The sequence below is a fragment of the Polaribacter sp. Hel1_33_96 genome (assembly GCF_002846595.1).
In the GTDB taxonomy this organism is placed as follows: Bacteria; Bacteroidota; Bacteroidia; order Flavobacteriales; family Flavobacteriaceae; genus Polaribacter.
Genome location: NZ_PJMV01000001.1, coordinates 1,574,223 through 1,598,186 on the forward strand (window position 1 = coordinate 1,574,223; position 23,964 = coordinate 1,598,186).

Consider the following 23,964-nt stretch of genomic DNA (forward strand, 5'->3'; position numbering starts at 1 on the left):
TTCAAACCCCATTCCTACAGTGTTTTTAATCCTAAACATTTAAATATAACTATTTATATTCCAGTAGTATAATACAAAAACTAGTGTCGATGAAATCAGTTAATCCATTCAAACTAGCCAATGAACGACACAAAAAGGTTGAACAGTTCAAATAAAATATTTTTTTGAAGATTCATGCATATTTTTAATGATAATTATTATTAATACATTCTTATTTTAAAATCTATAAAAATGAAAATCAAATTTATCAAACTACTTTTTCTATTTGCATTATTTCAGAGTTGCATCTCAGAATTCCAAAAAGACATTGAAGAAATAGCGGAAGAAATCTCAGAAGAAATTTCAGAAAATGTCTCAGGTGGCATTGCTAATTTAGTAGTTCCGGATGGACATGATTTAAGGCCAATTTCATTACAAACTGCTAACATATCTTTATCTGAAAATTCTCGTGCAGATTTGGTGAAAATAAAAATATTTAAACTTGAGAATGAAGAACAAAAATTATTGTATGATGGTTCTATTGGTAGAGAAAAGTCTATTAGTAGTATTATTAAAGTGCCAAATCATACAAGTTTATTGTCTGTTAAGGCTGATTTAGCAATAGGAGTTAGAGAATGGATTTTAAACCCTAGTGAATTACAAAATTTTAAAATAGAGGATGAAATAACAGATAATTCAGACGAAAGTAAAAGCTCAACTTCTGCAAAAACAAGTAGTTCATCTTCATCCAACACTCCTCCTAGCTGGAATTGCAGCGATTACAGTGAGTTTAATGGTAATGACGATGGGAATTTTAAAATAACAAATAATTCAACGCAAGCAATCACTGTTAATAAGAATACAAGCATCTATATATGTAGTGGAGGCTCTTGGACACCAAGTTCGTTATCTGATTGGAATGGTAAACTTACTATATATGTTGCTAGTGGGGGAAGTTTATCTCTTACTGGTAGTTCAAGAATATATTCAACTATATATAACGAAGGTACTTTTAATGGAGTAAATACAGTCTTCGATGAAAATAGTGAATTTAACAACTGGGGTGCTACAAATATTGTAGGAACTCTTGGTGTCTTTACTCAAGAAATAAATATTTATGGAGGTACTTGCGATGTTTCAGGCGATTTAAACATGCAGGGACATTTTGATATTGATGGTGGAACTTTAAATGTAAATGGAAATGTTACCGTTTTAGACAAATTACACAATAAAGAAGGGTCTACACTTACAGTTGGAGGAAATTTTACTGTTAATGCTGGTGAATTTAAAAATGAATGTAAAACTACTATTTCCGGTAACTTTGTAAACAATAAAAAAGTAGAATTTAAAAAGGCTTCTTACACAGCGATCACTGGAAGTTTTACAAGTAATATATATGGCGACGAAGTAAAAATTAAAGAAGGCTCAATATTTATATGTGCAAGTATAACAGCTGTTGGAAACATATTAGGAGATAAGGCTTATTCTGTAATAGAAACTGGTTCTATAAATTTTACGGGGTGGGAAAAAAAGTTTAAAGGAGAATTAGATATTTGTTCAAATAGCTATAACAGCAGTATTGGTGATAGCGATGTTATTAGTACTTGCGACACTTTTATTTCATCTAGTGCTTGTTCACTTGGGTATAATAATGTAGTTGATAATGATAACGATGGATCTATAGCAGGTGTAGATGTTGATGATAACAACCCTAATGTAGCTTCTTATAATTTTCCTCAAGGAGAAAATAGTTTTTATACAACGATATACGAAGATTTATACCCATGTATGGGAGATTATGATTTAAATGACCTAGTGCATAATTACAGTTATCAAGAAGGTATTAATAATGGTTCTAGTAATAATGGACAAAATACATTTATAACTGAAATTAAGTTCGACTATAAATTTCCAGCAATAGGAGCCGCTTTCAATAACAGCTTTGTTTTACGAGTGATAGATCAAGATAATAATGCCACTTTAAGTTTAGATAGTTCTGACAAATATTCTAGCAGTGAAATAGAGAGACTGCATGATAGTGAGAATAATACCACTTTATTTGTTTTTAATAATATAAAAAGTATATATACCAGCAACTCAGGTGGCCTAATTAATACGGTTAGAATAGATTACTCAGATATTCCGGTAATCTCAGGAACAGTAACGAATATAGATGGAGCTTACGACGAGTTTATGCGTAAAAATGGAGAACCAGGTCAAGAAGTTCATCCTTTATTTAACTCTTTGCATAGCAATTATTCTGCTTTAAACTCACCTTCAAAGTTTAATGATGATAGTAATTTTTTAAGATGTGATGATAGATCTTCAGATATTAATAACCTTTTTGTAAATTCTAATGGATTTCCTTGGGTGTTAAACGATCTACCTATCGATATGCCTTGGCCAAAAGAAGGTATTTCAATTTTAGAAGCATTCCCAAATTTTGATGATTTTGTAACTTCAGATCCTAGTTTAGATTGGTATTCAGATATCAATGGGAATAGGGTTTCATCCAAAATTATTGAATAACTAATTAAAATAATTCAGTTCACAAAACACTCAATATTATGTAATTACATAGCATTGAGTGTTTTTTTTAATTAAATGATGGAATTAAAAATAATTTCGAAAGATTTAATTAGTCAATTTCTTTAAAAAAAAATCTACTAAAAACAAACCTTTAAAAATAATGAGACCATTAAAATAAATTTAGATAAACTTAGTTTTACAAAAATTCAGACGGATATTGTAAATTACCTTTTGTAATAATTAGAAAATTTTATTCCTAGTTTTACAACCCGATCAAGACAAATGACTAAATATTAATGCATTGAATTCAGAATATACTTTCGAATATTGAAATAAACATTTTATTAGAAACATTATTAATTTAGTTACCGTTAAAACAAAGTTGTAAGATATAATTTAGCTGTATATTTGTGTAACTTTAAATTGGTATATTCCACAATACAGTTTTTATGATATTAAATGTCCAAATTACCAAAAGAGCATAAATTTATTGATCTTTCTGATTATGGAAGACCAATCGCTAAAGTTATCGCAAACTCCTTAAGGAATACATCTTTCACTCCTATTCATGTAACTATTAGCTTTATTATATCTGGTTTAATTGCTATTTATTGTATTATTCAAGGTCATTATTGGCTAGCTGCCTTTTTTCTCATCTTTAAGTCTATTTTAGATGCCGCAGATGGTGAATTAGCTCGCATAAAAAAAACACCCTCATATACAGGTCGTTATTTAGACTCTGTTGCAGATATTATCTTAAATGCTTTATTTTTTATTGCTATTTGGTATATTACTAGCAGTTCCATCTGGATATGCCTTGCGGCCTTCATCGGTTTGCAGTTGCAAGGAACCCTTTACAATTACTACTATGTTATTTTAAGAAATAAGTTTGACGGTGATACTACTAGTCGTGTATTCGAGAACGAAACACCAATAGCTTTAGAAGGCGAAAAGCAGAAGCACGTAGATATTCTTTTTCGTTTATATAAACTATTTTATGGTGTTTTTGATAAAACTATTTATACTTTAGATCGTACTGCAGATAAAGGTGAAATATTCCCAAATTGGCTAATGACGGCTATTTCAACATTTGGTTTAGGGTTTCAATTATTGATTATCGCGACTATGCTCGTGGCAGGATTAAAAGTATTTATTCTACCTTTCTTCTTAATTTATACAATTATGATTTTTGTTTTTATTGGTATCAGAAAGTTTTTCTTTTAGACAAAAACAATAGCTTTGGTGTGTTCTTCAAGAATGTAAGGCAATACTTCAAAAGTTTTTATTTTTTTTTTCCAAAACTTCTGCATTTAAATGAAAAAACAGTTCATGCAACTGTATCCAAAACAATAACTACTTGTAAAGCTACTTTCTTTTAAAAACTAAACTCATTGGATAATTTTACATTTCTAACTAATATTACTCCAAATTTTAGACGTCTTAGAGAGTTCTAAGTAAGCTTTTTTAATGTTTATATTTTCTGGGTTTGATAAATTAGAATCTTCTTGCAAAACATTAATTGCCGTATTTCTTGCTGCTACTAAAATTTTTGTATCCTTTACCACATCTGCAATTTTCAGATTTAAAACGCCACTTTGTTGTGTTCCCATTAAGTTTCCTGGGCCACGTAATTTTAAATCTACTTCTGCTATTTTAAATCCATCTGTCGTATCCACCATTGTTTTTAAACGAGTTTTTCCTTCTGCAGATAATTTAAAGCTCGATAATAAAATACAATAGCTTTGGTCTGCTCCTCGCCCAACTCTTCCTCTTAATTGATGCAATTGCGAAAGCCCAAATCGTTCTGAACTCTCAATAACCATTACACTTGCATTCGGCACGTTTACGCCAACCTCAATGACTGTTGTTGCCACCATAATTTGAGTTTCTCCTTTCACAAAGCGCTGCATTTCGAACTCTTTATCAGCGGGTTTCATTTTTCCGTGAACAATACTTATTTGATATTTAGGAGTCGGAAATTCGCGAGAAATACTTTCATAACCATCCATTAAATCTTTATAATCCATCGTTTCAGATTCCTGAATTAAAGGATACACAACATACACTTGTCTTCCTTTTTCAATTTCATCTCTCATAAATTTAAAAACCGACAAACGATTGCTATCAAACCTGTGCACCGTTTTTACTTCTTTTCTACCCGGAGGTAATTCATCTATCACTGAAATATCTAAATCGCCATACACAGACATTGCCAAAGTTCTGGGAATTGGGGTAGCTGTCATGACTAAAATATGAGGAACAGTGGTGTTCTTTTTCCATAACTTTGATCTTTGAGCAACTCCGAATCTGTGCTGCTCATCGATAATTGCAATTCCAAGATTTTTAAATTTCACTTTGTCTTCTAACAAAGCATGCGTTCCTATCAAAATATGAAGCGTGCCATCTTCTAAATTTTTATGAATTTCTCTTCGCTTTTTTATTTTTACAGAACCAGTTAACAGATCTACTTTTAGATTCATGTCTTTTAACATCTCAGAAATTGCATGAAAATGCTGTGTTGCTAAAATTTCTGTTGGTGCCATAATGGTTGCTTGAAAACCATTATCAATTGCTAAAAGCATTGATAATAAAGCCACGATTGTTTTCCCAGAGCCAACATCACCTTGTAAAAGGCGATTCATGTGTGCACCAGAGGCAACATCTTTTCTAATTTCTTTTAACACTCTTTTCTGAGCATTCGTTAAGTCGAACGGCAAATGATTACCGTAAAATGAATTAAAAGACTCTCCCACATTTTCAAAAACAAATCCTTTAATCTTTGTTTTATTGATGAGTTTCTTTCTTAATAATTGCAACTGAATAAAAAATAATTCTTCAAATTTTAATCTGTTTTGTGCCTTGGCTAAATTTTCTTGGCTTTTAGGGAAATGTGCATTTAACAAAGCATCACGTTTCGAAATCATTTTAAAATCATCAATAATTTCATTTGATAAAGTTTCTTCTATTTTATCATAAAACTGTTGCAGTAAATTCTGAATATATGTTCTAACTAATTTATTAGAAACACCAGAATTTGTCAATTTTTCTGTTGATGGATATACGGGTTGCATTTTAGTTTGCAACTTTTTTTTGTATTCTGTCACCAATTCTATTTCAGGATGCGGCATACTAAAACTGCCATTATAATGATTCAACTTGCCATAAACCACATATGGCTCATTTATTTTAAGTGAATCTTTAATCCATTTCTGTCCCCTAAACCAAACCAACTCAATAGTTCCGGTGGCATCTTGAAAAGAGGCTACAAGACGACTTCCTCTTTTTTGAGCCACAGATTTTACATGCGTTATTTTTCCAACAATTTGAACTTCAGAAGAATTTGGTTGCAACTCATTTATCTCATAAAAAGCAGTTTTATCAATATACCTAAAAGGAAAAAAGTTTAGTAAATCATTACATGTTTTTATACCCAACTCCGTATACAAAAGCGTTGCTCTTTGTACACTAATTCCTTTTATATATGTAATTGGATAGTTTAAATTCAATTTAAAAAGATATGAATAACGAAAATACAAAATACCTTTTATTTGACGTATCTTTGCCCACTATTATAATTTAAAAATGAGATTACACAGAAATTTAACTTTTGCAGTTATAGACAGCATTAGAGATATATTTAACGAAGGCGTTTATGCAGATAAAGCTGTTGAAAAAGCACTAAAACGAGATAAACGTTGGGGTGCAAGAGATCGTAAGTTTGTTGCAGAAACAATTTACGATATTGTACGATGGAATAGATTGTATGCAGAAATTGCCGAAGTAAAGGCACCTTATGATAGAGATAATATCTGGAGACTGTTTTCTGTATGGTGTATCTTAAGAGGCATCGCATTACCGGATTGGAATCAAGTTGGTGATGTGCCCACGAGAAGAATCAAAGGTCGTTTTGCAGAGTTGTCTAAAACAAGGAAATATAGAGAATCTATTCCTGATTGGATGGATGAATTGTGTGTCTCTGAACTAGGAGAAGATCTTTGGACGAAAGAAATTGCTGCTTTAAATCAGCAAGCTAAAGTGATTTTAAGAACAAATACACTAAATGTTTCTCGAGAAATTCTTCAAAAAAAGTTACATGCAGAAAACGTAATTACCGAATTTGTTCCGCAGCATCCAGACGCATTAATATTACCAGAAAGAGCCAATGTGTTTAAAACAGAGGCTTTTCATAATGGCTTTTTTGAAGTACAAGATGCTTCTTCACAATTAGTTGCTGCTTATTTAGATGTAAAGCCGGGCATGAAAGTAATAGATACGTGTGCAGGTGCAGGAGGTAAAACATTGCATTTATCCGCTTTGATGGAAAATAAAGGGCAAATTATTGCCATGGATATTTACGAGAGTAAACTCCGTAAACTTAAAGTGAGAGCGAAAAGAAACAAAGCACATAATATTGATATGCGTGTTATCGATTCTACAAAGCCGATTAAAAAGTTACATGGCAAGGCAGACAGAGTTTTAATTGATGCTCCTTGCTCTGGTTTAGGCGTTATTCGTAGAAATCCAGATTCTAAATGGAAATTACAACCTGAATTTATAGACAATATTAAAAAAATACAACAAGAAATATTACAGAGTTATTCTAAGATGGTAAAACCAGGTGGAAAATTGGTGTACGCAACTTGTTCTATTTTACCATCAGAAAATCAAAATCAAGTTAAAACTTTCTTAACATCGGAAGCCGGAAAAGAGTTTACTTTTGTGTCAGATAAAAAAGTATTGGCGCATATTTCTGGATTCGATGGTTTTTATATGGCCCTTTTAGAACGAAAATAAAACTTTATCTTTATTGCTGATTTAAAGTTTCAATTGCAGAAAAAGAGAGTATCTATTTTTTAATTTAATTTTAATATACATGATGAAAAAACTACTTATCTTAATTTTTATTGCTTCATACTCGGTCTCTTTCTCTCAAGAGACATATTATAATGATGTAGATTTAACATTATACGGAACGCAACTTAAAGATGCATTAGCTGCTAAAATAATAGCAACGCATACAAGAGTCTTAGAATATACAAGTAGTGGTCCAGATGTTTGGGATGCAACTAAGGTAACCGATGATTATGTGGCTCTTTCGGGGGATGTAATTTTATTTTATGGTTGGGAAAATGGTTCTGATCAAGACATTTCAAATGATATTTCTAGAGATAACAGATTACAAGATATTGGAGACGGAGATACATATGTTTGGAATAGAGAGCATGTTTTTCCTAAATCTTTAGCCAATCCAAAATTAGATACCGATATACCTGGTCCGTCTACAGATGCTCATCACTTGAGAGCTGCAGACAGAACTAGAAATTCAGCTAGAAATAACAGAAAATACGGAAGAGGTACTGGTACTTCTAATTATTCAACTTTAGATTTTCATGAAGGTTTAGACGGCCCAAATACTGCTGCTTGGTATCCGGGAGATGATTGGAAAGGTGATGCAGCAAGAATGATTATGTATATGTACATGCGTTATGGTTCTGTATGCTTACCTACTGCAGTTGGTGTTGGGAGCAAAGAATTTACCCAGGACGAGATGATTGATTTATTCTTGCAATGGAATGTAGAAGATCCTGTTTCGGATGTTGAAAAAACTAGAAACAGCTATCATGAAAACACTTCAAATTATGCAGCACAAGGAAATAGAAACCCTTTTATAGACAACCCGTATTTAGCGACCAGAATTTGGGGAGGAAATTCGGCAGAAGATACTTGGGGAATTTATAAAAATAGCGATACACAAGCACCTACTATTCCAGCTAATGTTACATTGAATAACATCAGTTTAAACTCTATAAATGTTTCTTGGTCGGCTTCTACAGATAATATTGGAGTAACTGGCTATAATGTATATGTAGATGGTGTTTTAGAAGCTCAAACTACCAGTACAAATATCACCATTGGTGATTTAAATACAAATACGACCTATAGCTTTACTATTGTTGCCAAAGATTTAATCAATAATATGTCTAATGCAAGTGTGGCTAAAAACGGTACAACCTTGCAAGATTCAGAAGCACCAACAATACCTGGGGATGTGGTTGTAAGCAATAGTACAGATTCTTCATTTAAAGTTTCTTGGTCAGCATCAACAGACAACAGTGCTGTAAGTGGTTATGAAATCTTTGTCGATGGAAATTTGAATGCAACAACAACAGCGCTCTCTTATACTGTATTTGGCCTTTCTACCTCTACCACATATAGCGTAGAAATACTAGCTAAAGACATCGATAATAATAAATCTTCCAAAAGTGCTGCGGTAAACGCGACAACTACTGCAGGCAATTCTACTGGTGTTACCGAGTTGTTTATTTCTGAATATGTAGAACCGAGTTCAGGAAATAACAAAGCGATTGAAATTGTAAACCTTACAGGTTCTACTATAAATTTATCAGAGTATTCTATTCAAAAACAGTCTAATGGAGGCTCTTGGGTTGATGATTATAATTTAGGAGACGTAAATATTATACCTGGTGAAGTATTTGTTATTACTCATATTGATGTGTCTGACCCTACTCTAGTTGCGGAATCTGATTTAGCAGGCCCTCCAAATGTTGATACTTCTCCCTATGGGTTTGGATCTCCTTTAAATTTTAATGGTAATGACCCAATCGGTTTTTTCAAAAACGGAGTCTTAATTGATATCATTGGTGAAGAAGATAATTCTAGCGATCATATCAAAGATAAAACGTATAGAAGAAAAGCATCGATTACTGAACCAAATACGAGATTTGATACTGCTGAATGGGATATTTTAGGCGCAAACAGTTTTGATGGTATTGGGAGTCATTCCTCTGCTTTAAGCACAAAAAATAGTGCTTTTGAATCTTTTAAAATGTTTCCAAATCCAACAAATGGAGATCAAGTATATTTTCGAATAACAGAAGCTACAACAATTAACATATATAATATTTTAGGAAAATTAGTATTCACTTTAGAAAGTACAAAAAATAAAAATGTTATTAACCTTTCTAAATTATCAAAAGGAATTTATTTAGTAAAAATAGATTCGGATAAAAAATCTGAAATTAAAAAATTAGTAAAAAATTAAACTATGAAAAAAATACTACTTTTAATATCATTATTTTTAAGTTCACTTAGTAATGCTCAAGAAGTTTATTATAATGATGTAGATTTATCTGCGGAAGGATTAAGTCTAAAAGATAAATTAGCAACAAAAACAATAAATGAACATACAAATTTATTAAGCTATACGCCTGGTGTTTGGGAAGCTTTAAAAGTTACGGATTTAAATCCTACAAATAATTCTGAAGTTTTATTAGTTTATGGATACGCTGCATCTGGCACAGCCGCTAGGTCAAGAAATATAAACTCGAATGGTGGCAATACAGGAGATTGGAATAGAGAACACACCTATCCAAAATCTTTAGGAAATCCAAATTTAGGGAGTACTGGTCCTGGAGCAGATGCTCATCATTTGCGACCAAGTGATGTAGGTTATAATGGCAATCGTGGTAATTTAAAATTTGTAGATGGTTCTGGTAACTCAGGTAGTGTCTCAGGTGGTTGGTTCCCCGGGGATGAATGGAAAGGAGATATTGCTAGGATGATGATGTATATGTACATACGTTATGGCAATCAATGTTTGCCCTCTGTGGTTGGTGTTGGAAGCTCTAATGCTACTCCAGATGCTATGATTGATCTTTTCTTAAAATGGAACGCAGAAGATCCTGTTTCAGATTTTGAAAGACAAAGAAATACTTATCATGATTCTAATCAAACCTATGCACAAGGAAACAGAAATCCATTTATAGACAATGCCTATTTGGCAACCAGAATTTGGGGAGGTGACGCCGCTATAGATTCTTGGGGAATTTATACATCTACAGATAATGAAGCACCTACTGTACCTGCAAATGTTTCTATAAATAATATTAACTTTAATTCTTTTGATATTTCTTGGACAGCGTCTACAGATAATATAGCTGTTACTAGTTATGATGTTTATGTAGATGGAAATTTAAGTGGAAATACTGCGAACACTAATTTTTCTTTATCAAACTTAAACTCTAGTACAACTTATAGTATTACCGTTTTAGCAAAAGATTTAGTCGGTAATAAATCTGCCCAATCTGCGGCTGCAAACGGCACAACTTTAACAGATGCTTCTGCACCAACTGTTCCAACAAACGTTATTATATCAAATGAAACTGGTACAAGTTTTAAGGTAAGCTGGTCTGCATCAACAGATAATGTTAGTGTTTCAAGTTATGATGTTTATATAGATGGTTCTCTTCATGGTTCTGCTGCAAATACAAACTATAATGTTTCAAGTTTAACAGCTTCTACATCTTATAGTGTTCGTGTTTTAGCAAAAGATCAAGCAAATAATTTATCCGCTCAATCTACAGCAGTTACAGCTACAACTACTGATGGTAGTAATAATGCAGTTGATTTATTTTTCTCAGAATACGTTGAAGGTAATAGCTTTAATAAAGCTATTGAAATTGCAAACATAACTGGTAATACAGCAGATTTAACTCCATATTCAGTTGCAAGACAATCAGGAGGTAATTGGGAAACAGCATTAAATTTAACAGGTTCAATTGCACCTAATGATGTGTATGTAATTATTAACAGTGATGCAAACATTCAAAAATTAATAGATGAAGCTGATTTAGGAATTGCCAATACAACACCTATGACTTTTAATGGTGATGACAGAGTTGGGTTATTTAAAGATGGTGTTTTAGTAGATATTATTGGCGATTTAGATGGTACAGATAACTTTGCTGCAAATATAACTTTAAGAAGAAGCAATGACATTACAGGGCCAAACATTGTTTATAGCGAACAAGGTGAATGGATAGCTTTTGATCAAAACACTGTTGATGATATTGGTTCTCATAATGGATCTACTGCCAGCGTAGCTGATAATTTATTATCGGACATTAAAATCTATCCAAATCCTGCAAACGGAAATACAATTTACATTAAAACAACAAATAATACAGACGTTAATATCTACAATGTATTAGGTAAAATGGTAAAATCTATAGAAATAACAGCACAAAAAAACAACATAGATATCTCAAACTTATCGAAAGGCATATACATAGTAAAAATGACGGTCGATAACATATCATTGACTAAAAAATTGATTAAAAATTAAATCTTAATTTTTAATCAAACTAAAAAAGACGCGTAAATTTTAGGCGTCTTTTTTAGTTTTAAATTATATGTATAGATGAAAGTGTTACTTTTTAATGAGCCTTTTCACAAAACTTTTATGAGTAATTATATCTGTAATTTTTAACATATAAATACCTTTATTTAAAGCACTGAAATCAAGTTCTGAAGTATCTTTTATATTTTTTGTGTACACTTTTTTACCTTGAACATCATAAACAGTACTTACATAAGAACCTTTAGCAATTTCAATAAACAACCTGTTTTCAACAGGATTTGGATAGATATTTACTTTCTGACCAAACACTTCTTCATTTGTAGATAAAACGCTACCTGTTAATACTATACTCCCATTTTCATCAAAAGGATTAGACCATTTTTCATTTGTATAAACATCAGTACCCGTTAATGTTTTTAAGAAAGCTACTACAGCTTCTTTTTCATCATTCGTTAAATTCAACATTTGTGGAGTTCCTCGAGGTCTTAACCTATTATCAAGATTTGTATTTGCAGTATTATTAGGTATTGCATCATAATGATTAATTACGTCTAATAATGTTTTTATACTTCCGTCATGCATTAAAGGACCGTTTAAATTTCCATCAGGATTTACCAAATCTCTTAAAGTTGGCGCTCGTAAATTAGTTAAATCTATTTCTGTTGTGCTTCCTGCAACACCAATAATCCCATTATTTCCTGAATTAGGATCTATATCAAACTCATTGCCTCTATGACACCCTGCACAACCTGCTCCATTCATGTTTGGTGGATCTCTAAACAATCGTTTTCCTAAATTTTCTTGAGCCGTGAAATTAGGGAAATCATTATTTGGATTATTTACTTGAACTAAACCCACATCAAACTTAGAATCAAAAGACTGAATACTCCTTATAAATTGCGCTAAAGCTAATTGCATTTTACGCTCTGTAATTGTTTCATCACCAAAAGCAAATTTGAATAATTCTTGATAATAATCAACGGCCGATAGTTTTGTAATCAAATCATTAAAATCAGGATCTCCTTCAGTGCCGCTAAAACCCATTTCTACATGATCTTGAATTGGTTTTGTAGTCTGATCTTCTAAACTGGCAGCTCTTTCATCCCAAAAAAACTTATTCTCATCAGAAAATCTCGAATTAATTAATCTCATGGAGTGTCTTCCTGTTAAACTACCGTTTAAACCAACACTCTGAGTGGCATCATCACCAAACGCTTTTTCTTGTTTATGGCAACTTGCGCATGCAATCGTATTATTTGCAGATAATTTTTTATCATAAAACAACACTCTCCCTAAAGTTGCAATTTTATCATCTATTTGATTTCCATCAGCAGTATTGTCTTTATTAATATAATTAGGTTTAGATTGATTAGCATAATTGAATAAATTATCTAAATCAATTGTTGCACTAATAAAAAGGAGTGTGATACCTAAAAGTGCAACGAAATTCGGTAGTTTTTTATTCATTTTTATAGTTTTGACTGATTCATTGTATTTTTTTATGCTTAAAATTAAGAAAACTTGTACTATAAAATATCAATTTAAGGTTTTTTGTTAATAAAGAAGTAAATAACTCTAAAACTTCAGTTACATATTATGATTAAATACTACTGAAAAAAAGTAAATTTGCGTTTTACAACAACAAGAAAACACCACACGATAATGATTCATTTCTTTGGAAATAAAAACAGTAAAGTATTCGCTGTTCAAACAACAAAAGAATTAACGAAAGTTACAATTGCTAAACTGACATGGTTATTTGCTAATCAACCAAAAATAGAGGAAGTATCAATTGATGCTTTTTTTGTGGGGCCAAGAGCGGCTATGATTACTCCTTGGAGCACAAATGCAGTTGAAATTACTCAAAATATGGGTATCAAAGATATTATCCGAATTGAAGAATTTGTTACCTCTACTGAAAATTTTACTGATTTTGATCCAATGATCTCCGAGAAATTCGATGGTTTACATCAAGAATCATTTACAATCGATATTCAGCCAGAAGCTATTTTGGCTATTGATGACATCGCTGCATATAATAATCAGGAAGGTTTGTCTTTAAGTGATGAAGAAGTTGGTTACCTTGAGAGTGTTGCTAAAAAAATAGGAAGGAAATTAACAGACTCTGAAGTATTTGGATTTAGCCAGGTAAATTCAGAACACTGTCGACATAAAATATTTAACGGAACTTTTGTGATAGATGGAGAAGAGCAACCCACTTCCCTATTTAAAATGATTAAAGAAACGTCTAAACAATTTCCAAACGATATTGTTTCTGCATATAAAGATAATGTCGCTTTTATCAAAGGCCCTAAAGTTGTACAGTTTGCACCTAAATCAGCCGAAAAGCCTGATTTTTATCAAACAGAAGACTTTAACTCTGTAATTTCTATAAAAGCAGAAACACATAATTTCCCAACCACTGTTGAGCCTTTTAACGGAGCTGCAACTGGTTCTGGCGGAGAAATTAGAGATAGACTTGCAGGAGGAAAAGGTTCTTTACCTTTAGCAGGAACAGCAGTTTACATGACTTCTTACTCTCGTTTAGAAGCCTCTATAGATGCCGTTAAGAATACAAGATATTGGGAAAATAAATTTGAAGCAAGAGATTGGTTATACCAAACTCCAATGGATATTTTAATAAAAGCCTCTAATGGTGCTTCAGATTTTGGAAACAAATTTGGACAACCATTAATTACGGGTTCTGTATTAACTTTTGAGCACGAAGAAAACTCCTCGTCAAGTGAATCTAAACCTAGAAAACTAGGGTATGATAAAGTTATTATGCAAGCTGGTGGAATTGGTTATGGAAAAGCAGAACAAGCCTTAAAAGACACGCCAAAAGAAGGTGATAAAATTGTAATTCTTGGTGGTGAAAACTACAGAATTGGAATGGGTGGCGCTGCAGTTTCATCCGCAGATACAGGTGCTTTAGATTCAGGAATTGAATTAAATGCTGTACAACGTTCTAATCCAGAAATGCAAAAACGTGCTGCAAATGCAATTCGTGGAATGGTAGAAAGTGAAGAGAATTTTATTGTTTCTATTCATGATCATGGTGCTGGTGGCCATTTAAATTGTTTATCAGAATTAGTAGAAGATACTGGTGGTAAAATCGATTTAGATAAACTACCTATTGGAGATCCTACTTTATCAGCAAAAGAAATTATTGGTAACGAATCTCAAGAAAGGATGGGATTAGTTATTGCTGAAAAACATATAGATACCTTACAAAAAATCGCAGAGCGCGAGCGTTCGCCAATATACACTGTTGGTGAAGTTACAGGTGATGATCGTTTTACTTTTGAATCTAAATCTACAGGAAAAAAACCTATGGATTTAGCTCTAGAAGATATGTTTGGTAGTTCTCCTAAAACGATATTAACAGATAACACTGTTGTAAGAAAATATAAAAATCCACGTTATAAAACGAAAAATTTACAAATCTATTTAAAACAAGTTTTACAATTAGAAGCTGTCGCTTGTAAAGATTGGTTAACTAATAAAGTGGATAGATGTGTTGGTGGTAAAGTAGCCAAACAACAATGTGTGGGTCCATTACAAATTCCGTTGAACAATGTTGGTGTTATGGCACTGGATTATAATGGAAAAGAAGGAGTTGCAACAGCTATTGGCCATTCTCCTATTTCAGGATTAATTGATCCTGCAGCAGGAAGTAGAAATGCAATTACTGAATCTTTAACCAATATTATTTGGGCACCTTTAAAAGATAATTTAGATTCAATTTCTTTATCTGCTAACTGGATGTGGCCTTGTAAAAATGAAGGTGAAGATGCTCGTTTATACAAAGCAGTAAAAGCTGTTTCAGAATTTTCTATTGATTTAGGAATTAATGTTCCTACCGGAAAAGATTCTTTATCAATGAAACAAAAATATGCTCATGATGAAGTAATTGCTCCAGGAACCGTTATTATTTCTGCTGCAGGAAACTGTAATGAAATCAGTAAAGTTGTGGAACCTATTTTAAAAATTGATGGAGGAAATATCTATTATATCAATATCTCTCAAGATGAATTTAAATTAGGAGGAAGTTCTTTCCACCAAGTTTTAAATACGATTGGAAATGAAGCTCCTGACGTAAAAAACACTGCGTTTGTAAAAAACACTTTTAATACAATTCAAGAATTAATTAAAGCTGATAAAATTACAGCAGGACATGATGTTGCTTCTGGTGGGTTCATTACAACTTTATTAGAAATGTGTTTTGCTGATGTAAATTTAGGAGCAAATTTCAATATTACTTCTTTAAATGAAGAAGATACTATTAAAGTTTTATTTGCTGAAAATTCAGGAATTGTTTTTCAAGCTGATGACTCTGTAGAAAGAATTTTATCAGAAAATAACATTGAATTTTTCAATATTGGTACTTCAAACAACTCTGGGAAAGTAAACATTATAAATAATGAAGATAATTTCTCTTTTGATGTTGCTGAAATGAGAGATGTGTGGTATAAAACTTCTTTCCTATTAGATCAAAAGCAAACTGCTAACAACTTAGCACAAGATCGTTTTGATAATTATAAAAAACAACCTTTGCAATATGTTTTTCCAAAGAACTTTAAAGGAAAATTACCAAAAATAAATTCAAAAACCACAAGACCAAAAGCTGCAATCATAAGAGAAAAAGGTTCAAATTCTGAACGAGAAATGGCAAACGCCATGTATTTAGCTGGTTTTGATGTAAAAGATGTACACATGACAGATTTAATTTCTGGTCGTGAAACGTTAGAAGACATCCAGTTTATTGGCGCCGTTGGTGGTTTTTCTAATTCAGATGTTTTAGGTTCTGCTAAAGGTTGGGCTGGAGCATTTTTGTACAATCCTAAAGCAAAAAAAGCATTAAAAAACTTCTTTAAAAGAGAAGATACATTGTCTATAGGTATTTGTAACGGAGCACAATTATGGATGGAATTAGACCTAATTAATCCAAAACATAAAGTGCATGGAAAACTAATTCATAATGATTCTCAGAAACACGAGAGTTCATTTACTTCTGTAAAAATTCAAGAAAATGATTCTGTGATGCTTTCTTCTTTAGCAGGCACCGAATTAGGCGTTTGGATTTCTCATGGAGAAGGAAAATTTAACTTACCGGAAGCTGAAGAGAATTACAATATTGTGGCAAAATACGGTTATGATGGCTATCCTAATAATCCCAATGGATCCGATTTTAACACGGCAATGCTATGCGATCAAACAGGTCGTCATTTGGTTACCATGCCACATATAGAACGTTCCACTTTCCAATGGAATTGGGCAAACTACCCAATGGGAAGAAAAGATGAAGTTTCTCCGTGGTTAGAGGCCTTTGTGAATGCTAAAGTATGGATAGAAAATAAAAAGTAGATCAACTTATTTTCATAAAAATAAGATTAAAAAATTATGATAGGTATAAATATGTTCAAAAAATGACAAAGCATTTTGTAAAACCTGCACTACTAAGCATATTGCCTAAATTTTAATTATTTACGATTTTTTACTAGTATTTATTTAATTTCATAGCTACATTTGAAAAGCTATGGATAATAAATTTTTTGAATCTAATGAAGTTCCTCATTTAATTGAGAAATACTTCTACCTTTCTTTTGAAAAGGAAGACATTCCTTTTAAATCTGTTATTTTACCTATTGGATTAACGCATTTATTATACATTCCAGATGGTAACCAAAAAATTGTTTTTAAGGGTAATGAAACACTTCTAACTGACCTTATGGTTACTGGTCAGTACTTTAGGTCATATGATTTTTCATCCGTTTCTATTACAGAGTCCATCGGAGCTAATTTTCACCCAACAGCACTTCATAAATTATTGAATATTGATGTATCTAAATTAAAGAGTAGGCACTTGCCTTTAGCACAAATTAATGAATCTTTTTATAATAAACTTTTGCCAATTTTCAAAAAATCTAAAGGACCTGAAGAATTGATTCAAAATTTAAATTCTTTTTTTTTAAACTCATTTCTTCATATTGATAAAAATACTAAACAAATTGATGATGCTATTAACCTAATTAGAGAAAAAGAGGGCCTATTGAATGTATTAGACATAATAAATGAAATTTCAACTTCACAAAAAACATTGGAAGTACAATTTAAAAAAATAGTAGGGTTAACTCCTGGCAGGTATATAAGATTATTTCGTTTTCAACAACTAATGAGAAAATACTATTCCGGAGATATTGAGCTAAAAGATCTAATTTATAAATATAACTATTACGACTCTTCGCATTTTGCAAAAGATTTTAAATTGTTCATGAAGCAAAATTTAAAATCATTTTTAAAAAAAGATTACTTATTATTAAAATCATACCTAAACCAGTAAATTTTTACGTTTTTTTACAATTCTTTTTGTTATTGCCGTATTATCTTTGTGAAACAATCTATCAATAGATTATTAATTTATTTTAGGGGATTAATTGATAAATTTATTGCTATGAAATTTAAAAAGACCAAATTTAACTATTTGGTCTTTTTACTTTTACAACACTAAAAAAATTATTTATGATTGATGAAAAGTCTTCGCAAAAAAACCCAGAAGTATTAAACTTCTGGGTTTTATCATCGTATTAAATTATATAAATATTATTTAATTGAATTAATAGCTGCTTGTGCAGAAACTAATCTCGCAATTGGTACTCTATATGGTGAGCAACTCACATAATCCATTCCTGAATTATAACAAAACTCGATAGAGCTGGGTTCTCCTCCGTGTTCTCCACAAATCCCTACTTTTAAATTAGATTTTACGCTTCTACCTCTTTCTGTTCCAATTATAACTAATTGCCCTACTCCTTCTTGATCCAATACCTCAAAAGGGTCAACTTTTAAAATCCCTTTTTCAATATAAGTAGGTAGAAATTTACCTGCGTCATCACGTGAATAACCAAATGTCATTTGTGTTAAATCATTGGTTCCAAAAGAGAAAAAATCTGCTTTTTCCGCAATTTTATCTGCCATTAATGCGGCTCTTGGAATTTCTATCATTGTTCCAACTAAATACTCCAATTTATTATCTCTTTCTTTAAAAATTTTATTTGCTGTACTTCTAATAATCTCTTCTTGAAACTCAAATTCCTTAACAGTTCCAACTAAAGGAACCATAATTTCTGGTTTAGAATGAATACCCCTTTCTTTTAGATTTAAAGCAGCTTCAATAATAGCTCTCGTTTGCATTTCTGTAATTTCTGGATAGGTATTTCCTAATCTACAACCCCTATGCCCAAGCATTGGATTAAATTCTTCCAATTCTGAAACTTTATTTTTTATTGATTGTAATGAAATATGCATTTCATCTGCTAATTCTTTTTGAGTAGCCAATTGATGAGGCACAAACTCATGTAACGGCGGGTCTAATAAACGAATTGTTACCGGTAAACCTTCCATAGCTTCAAAAATACCTTCAAAATCTGCTCGTTGCATTGGTAATAAATCTTTTAATGCCTTTTTTCTACCTTTAACAGTTTCCGCTAAAATCATTTCGCGCATTGCTTTTATTCTATCCACTTCAAAAAACATATGCTCAGTTCTTGTTAAACCAATACCTTGTGCTCCAAAACTACGCGCTATCTTCGCATCTTTCGGACTGTCTGCATTAGTTCTTACTTTCATTATTGCGTACTTATTCGAAAGTTCCATCACTTCTGCAAATTCACCACTTAATTCAGGTTCAATCGTGGCAACCTTACCTTCTATAATATTACCCGTAGAACCATTCAATGAAATCCAATCTCCCTCATGATATTCATGACCTCCAACTTTAAGTGTTCTAGTCTTATAATTTATTTTTAAAGCTCCCGCACCAGAAATACAACATTTCCCCATACCTCGGGCTACAACAGCCGCGTGAGATGTCATACCGCCTCGTGCCGTTAAAATACCTTTGGCAATATTCATTCCTTCTAAATCTTCGGGTGAAGTTTCAATTCTTACTAGAATACTATTTTTATATTTGTTAGCTTCATCAGCAAAAAACACAATTTTACCAGTCGCTGCTCCAGGAGAAGCGGGTAAACCTTGGGCAATAACATTTGCTTTTTTTAGGGCCTTCGGATCAAAAATAGGATGTAAAAGTTCATCTAGTTTAATAGCTTGTATTGAAGTTAAGGCGTCTTTTTCATCTATCATCCCTTCCTTCAATAAATCCATTGCTATTTTAACCATAGCAGCTCCGGTACGTTTTCCATTTCTAGTTTGCAATATCCAAAGTTTTCCATCTTGCATAGTAAACTCCATATCTTGCATATCACGATAGTGTTTTTCTAGTATGTCTTGATAAGAATTAAGTTCATTATAAATTGAAGGCATTAATTCTTCTAAAGAAGGATAATTTTGCACTCTATCTTCTTCCTCAATTTTTGCTAATTCCGCCCAACGTTCTGAACCTAATTTTGTGATTTGTTGAGGAGTTCTAACACCAGCAACAACATCTTCTCCTTGTGCATTTATTAAATACTCACCATTAAACACATTTTCTCCTGTACCAGCATCACGCGTAAAACAAACTCCTGTACCAGAATTGTCTCCCATATTTCCATAAACCATTGCTTGCACATTTACGGCTGTACCCCAATCTGCAGGATATCCATGCATATTTCTATAATATACGGCTCTATTACCATTCCAACTATTAAATACTGCTATGATTGCTCCCCAAAGTTGATCCCACGGATTTGTTGGGAAATCGTGACCAGTTCTTTTTTTAACCGCCTCTTTAAAATCAAATACCAAATCCTTTAAATCGTTAATTGTAAATTCAGTATCGAGTTCGATACCTCTTTTTTCTTTTAAATTTTCCATAATCTCCTCAAAAGGATCAATATCATCCTTTGAAGCAGGTTTCATTCCTAAAACCACACCACCATACATTTGAATAAAACGACGATAAGAATCCCAGGCAAATTTTTCATTATTTGTTTTCTTTGCTAAGCCTAAAACAACATCATCATTCATTCCAAGATTCAGGACAGTATCCATCATTCCTGGCATAGAAACTCTTGCTCCAGAGCGCACAGAAACTAAAAGAGGATTCTCTTTATTACCAAATTTTGTTCCCATTAGAGTTTCGATATTTTCGATAGAAGTTTCCATTTCCTCTCGAATCATCTCAACAACGGTTTCCTTTCCTAATAAATTATATTCTGTACAAACTTCAGTAGTGATGGTAAACCCTGGAGGGACAGGAATACCTATGGCACTCATCTCTGCTAAATTAGCTCCTTTACCACCTAATAAGTTTTTCATTGCACTGCTACCGTCAGCTTGTTTGTCGCCAAATTTATACACACGGGGTTTTACCTTTTGAAATACTTCCATAATATTATTTTTAATTAATTTTAAACTATGCTTCACCAAAAGCATGTCTAAAGGTAAATTTTAAACAAACAATTAAAGGTGATTAAAATCATGTTATAAGCATTTTACAAAATAATTAAAGAATATTGTTTAACAATAAATATCTTGCAAACATTTTTAATTTAAGCTGAAAATAAAATACAAAAAATCGATATAAATTTACTTTTTAGTAAAAAATAAGGAAGATTGTGTCACAACTTAAAAAATGAAATGTCATTCATATGTAAACCAATTAAAAACTTTTAAAATGAAAAGTAAAATTATCCTAATAGCATTCAGTTTATTTTTGATATCTACAATGGGCTTTGCTCAAAAAAATATTGAAGCTTCAGACATAATGCAAGAGATAAAAGCAGGTAACATAATTTCTTATCAAAATGTAACTATTGTGGGTGTGCTAGATCTTACATTTATGGATGAAGCTATTGAGAAACTTCCTAAAAAGAAAAAAACCAGCTGGTGGAATTATAGCGATTCAAATAATACAATTAAAAAGTTAATTGAAGTTAAAGTCTCTTTTACAAACTGTACTTTTAAAAATGATGTTTTGGCTTATATTCCTGATGAAGATTCTGGTTATATATTCACTGCTAACTTTGAAGATGAAGTTATATTTAAAAACTGTACTTTCGAAAGAAAAGCAATGTTTAAATACTCCCGTTTTAAACGAAATTCTGATTTTTCTGGTTCTTCTTTTATGAATGACAGCACATTTAAATACGCTCAATTTGATGAAAATATTAGTTTTAAGGATACAAACTTTAATAAAACTGCTACTTTTAAATATGCCAAATTCAACACGAATGTAAGCTTCTCTAATGCTGTATTTAAAGACTCTGCAACATTTAAGTATACTAATTTTTTTAATGGAGTTTCTTTTAAAAATACAAATTTTGAAGAAGACTTAAATATTAAATACATGAAAGTATCAGGAGAATTTAACATTACAAATATGAAAGTAGCTTATGAGATTGACTCTAAATACACTAAAATTAACGGAAAAAGTTTTAATAAATACCTATTAAATAGTAATAAACTATAGGTTTAAAAAGGTTAACTTTCCGTTGCTTTTTTTTTTGTTCCAACATTTTACTAACTTGTCAGAAATTAAGTTGTAAATATGTCTCATAAAATTTCTCGAATTTTTGATTTTGGTTACCATCAATTAGAAAATTTCCCACAAAAAAAATGTTTTAACTACAAAAAAGGAAATAGTTGGAAAAGTATTTCCACACAACAATTTATAACTGATGCAAATAAAGTAAGTAGTTCTTTATTGAAATTAGGTGTGCAACCAAATGATAAAATTGCAGTAATTACCTCAAATAACAATCCAAATTGGCATATTTTAGACATTGGTATTTTACAAATTGGTGCACAAAATGTGCCTTTATATGCAACTTTATCGGAAAAAGATTACGGTTATATTTTAAATCATTCCGATGCTAAATATTGTTTTGTTTCTGATGATGACTTGTATCAAAAAGTTAAATCTGTGGCGAATAAAACCCAATTGAAAAATATTTTTTCTCTTCAGGATTTACAAACATCGTATAGTTGGAATTCTTTTCTGGAAATTGGAGAAAAAGAAAATTACCAAGATAAAATTGAAGATTTAAAACAAAATGTAAAACCAGAAGATTTAGCAACAATTATTTACACCTCTGGTACGACTGGAACCCCGAAAGGAGTTATGCTGTCTCATAAAAATATTGTTTTTACCGTTTTTAAAACGGCAAAAGGAATAGATTTAACTCAAGGAAATAATAGAATTATTAGTTACCTACCTATTTGTCATATTTTTGAAAGAAGTGCTTCTTATTACAACCTATTCATGGGTTTTGAAATCTATTTTGCTGAAAGTATAGAAAAAATTGGAGACACTATAAGAGAAGTTAAACCTCATTATTTGGCCGTGGTCCCAAGATTATTAGAAAAAATTTTCGATAAAATAGTGGATAAAGGGAGTAAATTGTCTGGCATTAAAAAACAACTCTTCTTTTGGGCAGTATCTTTGGGAGAGCAATATGAACCTTATAATCAAAAAAGTGCTTTTTATCACTTTAAATTAAACATTGCAAGAAAATTAATATTTTCTAAATGGCAAGAAGCTTTAGGGGGTAATTTACAGTTTATGATTTCAGGAAGCGCTCCTCTTCAACATCGATTAATCAGAGTTTTTACAGCTGCCGGAATTAATATTTTTGAAGGTTATGGAATGACTGAATCTTCTCCAGGAGGAACTTTAAATGACCTACGAAATAATAGTTTAAAAATTGGCACTGTTGGTAAACCTTTAGACGGTATAGAAGTTAAAATTGCTGATGATGGAGAGATTTTAATGAAAGGGGATAATGTGATGTTGGGCTATTACAAAAATGAAGAAATGACCAATAAAACCATTATAGGCGGATATTTACATACAGGAGATATTGGTGAAATTGATAAGCAAGGATTTTTAACAATCACAGATAGAAAAAAAGAAATCTTTAAAACTTCAGGAGGAAAATATATTGCCCCTGCTGCCTTAGAAAGCGAACTAAAACAATCTCGTTTTATAGAACAAGTGATGGTCATTGGTGAAGGAGAAAAAATGCCAGCAGCATTAATTCAGCCTAATTTTAGTTTCATCGAAGAATGGGCAGAACGTCATGAATATAAAATTACAGATGTTACTACCGATGAACAAATTATTTCTAGAATTCAAAAAGAAATCGATTTTCATAATCAAAAATTTGGAAAATGGGAGCAAATTAAAAAGTTTGAAATTACTCCGGATGAATGGTCTATAGAAGCTGGACATTTAACACCAACAATGAAAATGAAAAGAAAAGTAATTAAAGAAAAATACAAAAATTTGCATCAAAAAATATATAATTCATAGAACTTAAAGTCTATTCATAAGTATTTGTAAAATCAATGTA

General features: G+C 31.6%; 12 protein-coding genes. 9 read left to right on the forward strand and 3 right to left on the reverse strand.

The window, feature by feature from the left end; all coding sequences use genetic code 11:
• Positions 1 to 231: 231 nt before the first annotated feature.
• Both ATE90_RS07005 and ATE90_RS07010 read left to right on the forward strand, forming a co-directional pair.
• Entirely contained in the window at positions 232 to 2,508 is a 2,277-nt protein-coding gene (locus tag ATE90_RS07005) for an LruC domain-containing protein (RefSeq protein WP_036785804.1), read from the forward strand.
• Between the two features lie 459 nt (positions 2,509 to 2,967).
• On the forward strand, positions 2,968 to 3,732 hold the full coding sequence (locus ATE90_RS07010; protein WP_036785802.1) for a CDP-alcohol phosphatidyltransferase family protein: 765 nt from the start codon (positions 2,968 to 2,970) through the stop codon (positions 3,730 to 3,732).
• Between the two features lie 185 nt (positions 3,733 to 3,917).
• On the opposite strand, the gene recG is transcribed toward ATE90_RS07010, so the two are convergent.
• Complete coding sequence (gene recG, locus ATE90_RS07015; protein WP_036785799.1) at positions 3,918 to 6,014, reverse strand: ATP-dependent DNA helicase RecG; 2,097 nt, start codon at positions 6,012 to 6,014, stop codon at positions 3,918 to 3,920.
• 76 nt (positions 6,015 to 6,090) lie between these two features.
• On the opposite strand from recG, the gene ATE90_RS07020 reads away from it, so the two are divergent.
• The 3 genes from ATE90_RS07020 to ATE90_RS07030 all read left to right on the forward strand — a co-directional run bounded on the left by ATE90_RS07020 (position 6,091) and on the right by ATE90_RS07030 (position 11,653).
• Positions 6,091 to 7,302, forward strand: a complete 1,212-nt coding sequence (locus tag ATE90_RS07020; protein ID WP_036785796.1) for an RsmB/NOP family class I SAM-dependent RNA methyltransferase — start codon at positions 6,091 to 6,093, stop codon at positions 7,300 to 7,302.
• Positions 7,303 to 7,384: 82 nt separating this feature from the next.
• Positions 7,385 to 9,571 carry an endonuclease gene (locus ATE90_RS07025; RefSeq protein WP_052107540.1) on the forward strand — a complete coding sequence of 729 codons (2,187 nt, stop codon included), beginning with the start codon at positions 7,385 to 7,387 and terminating at the stop codon, positions 9,569 to 9,571.
• A 3-nt stretch (positions 9,572 to 9,574) separates the two neighbouring features.
• The gene (locus tag ATE90_RS07030; RefSeq protein WP_101451126.1) at positions 9,575 to 11,653 is read left to right on the forward strand and encodes an endonuclease; all 2,079 of its coding nucleotides are present in this window, start codon (positions 9,575 to 9,577) and stop codon (positions 11,651 to 11,653) included.
• An 84-nt stretch (positions 11,654 to 11,737) separates the two neighbouring features.
• Here the strand turns inward: ATE90_RS07030 and ATE90_RS07035 are convergent, their stop codons facing one another.
• Positions 11,738 to 13,135, reverse strand: coding sequence for a cytochrome c peroxidase (locus ATE90_RS07035; protein ID WP_052107538.1), 1,398 nt, complete (start codon positions 13,133 to 13,135; stop codon positions 11,738 to 11,740).
• Between the two features lie 195 nt (positions 13,136 to 13,330).
• Here ATE90_RS07035 and purL point away from each other — a divergent pair, with 195 nt between their 5' ends.
• Both purL and ATE90_RS07045 read left to right on the forward strand, forming a co-directional pair.
• On the forward strand, positions 13,331 to 17,035 hold the full coding sequence (gene purL / locus ATE90_RS07040) for a phosphoribosylformylglycinamidine synthase (protein WP_036785793.1): 3,705 nt from the start codon (positions 13,331 to 13,333) through the stop codon (positions 17,033 to 17,035).
• A 172-nt stretch (positions 17,036 to 17,207) separates the two neighbouring features.
• On the forward strand, positions 17,208 to 18,011 hold the full coding sequence (locus ATE90_RS07045) for a helix-turn-helix domain-containing protein (protein ID WP_036785791.1): 804 nt from the start codon (positions 17,208 to 17,210) through the stop codon (positions 18,009 to 18,011).
• Positions 18,012 to 18,271: 260 nt separating this feature from the next.
• On the opposite strand, the gene ppdK is transcribed toward ATE90_RS07045, so the two are convergent.
• Complete coding sequence (gene ppdK / locus ATE90_RS07050; protein WP_101451519.1) at positions 18,272 to 21,001, reverse strand: pyruvate, phosphate dikinase; 2,730 nt, start codon at positions 20,999 to 21,001, stop codon at positions 18,272 to 18,274.
• Between the two features lie 286 nt (positions 21,002 to 21,287).
• On the opposite strand from ppdK, the gene ATE90_RS07055 reads away from it, so the two are divergent.
• Entirely contained in the window at positions 21,288 to 22,082 is a 795-nt protein-coding gene (locus tag ATE90_RS07055) for a pentapeptide repeat-containing protein (protein ID WP_036788146.1), read from the forward strand.
• A gap of 78 nt (positions 22,083 to 22,160) precedes the next feature.
• A complete protein-coding gene (locus ATE90_RS07060) occupies positions 22,161 to 23,924 on the forward strand; it encodes an AMP-dependent synthetase/ligase (RefSeq protein WP_036785788.1) in 1,764 nt (587 codons plus the stop codon).
• The last annotated feature ends 40 nt before the right edge of the window (positions 23,925 to 23,964 follow it).

Coding starts and splice junctions, on each gene's coding strand:
- ATE90_RS07005 (WP_036785804.1), top strand. CDS start 232: ATGAAAATCAAATTTATCAAACTACTTTTTCTATTTGCATTATTTCAG.
- ATE90_RS07010 (WP_036785802.1), top strand. CDS start 2,968: ATGTCCAAATTACCAAAAGAGCATAAATTTATTGATCTTTCTGATTAT.
- ATE90_RS07020 (WP_036785796.1), top strand. CDS start 6,091: ATGAGATTACACAGAAATTTAACTTTTGCAGTTATAGACAGCATTAGA.
- ATE90_RS07025 (WP_052107540.1), top strand. CDS start 7,385: ATGAAAAAACTACTTATCTTAATTTTTATTGCTTCATACTCGGTCTCT.
- ATE90_RS07030 (WP_101451126.1), top strand. CDS start 9,575: ATGAAAAAAATACTACTTTTAATATCATTATTTTTAAGTTCACTTAGT.
- ATE90_RS07035 (WP_052107538.1), bottom strand. CDS start 13,135: ATGAATAAAAAACTACCGAATTTCGTTGCACTTTTAGGTATCACACTC.
- purL (WP_036785793.1), top strand. CDS start 13,331: ATGATTCATTTCTTTGGAAATAAAAACAGTAAAGTATTCGCTGTTCAA.
- ATE90_RS07045 (WP_036785791.1), top strand. CDS start 17,208: ATGGATAATAAATTTTTTGAATCTAATGAAGTTCCTCATTTAATTGAG.
- ppdK (WP_101451519.1), bottom strand. CDS start 21,001: ATGGAAGTATTTCAAAAGGTAAAACCCCGTGTGTATAAATTTGGCGAC.
- ATE90_RS07055 (WP_036788146.1), top strand. CDS start 21,288: ATGAAAAGTAAAATTATCCTAATAGCATTCAGTTTATTTTTGATATCT.
- ATE90_RS07060 (WP_036785788.1), top strand. CDS start 22,161: ATGTCTCATAAAATTTCTCGAATTTTTGATTTTGGTTACCATCAATTA.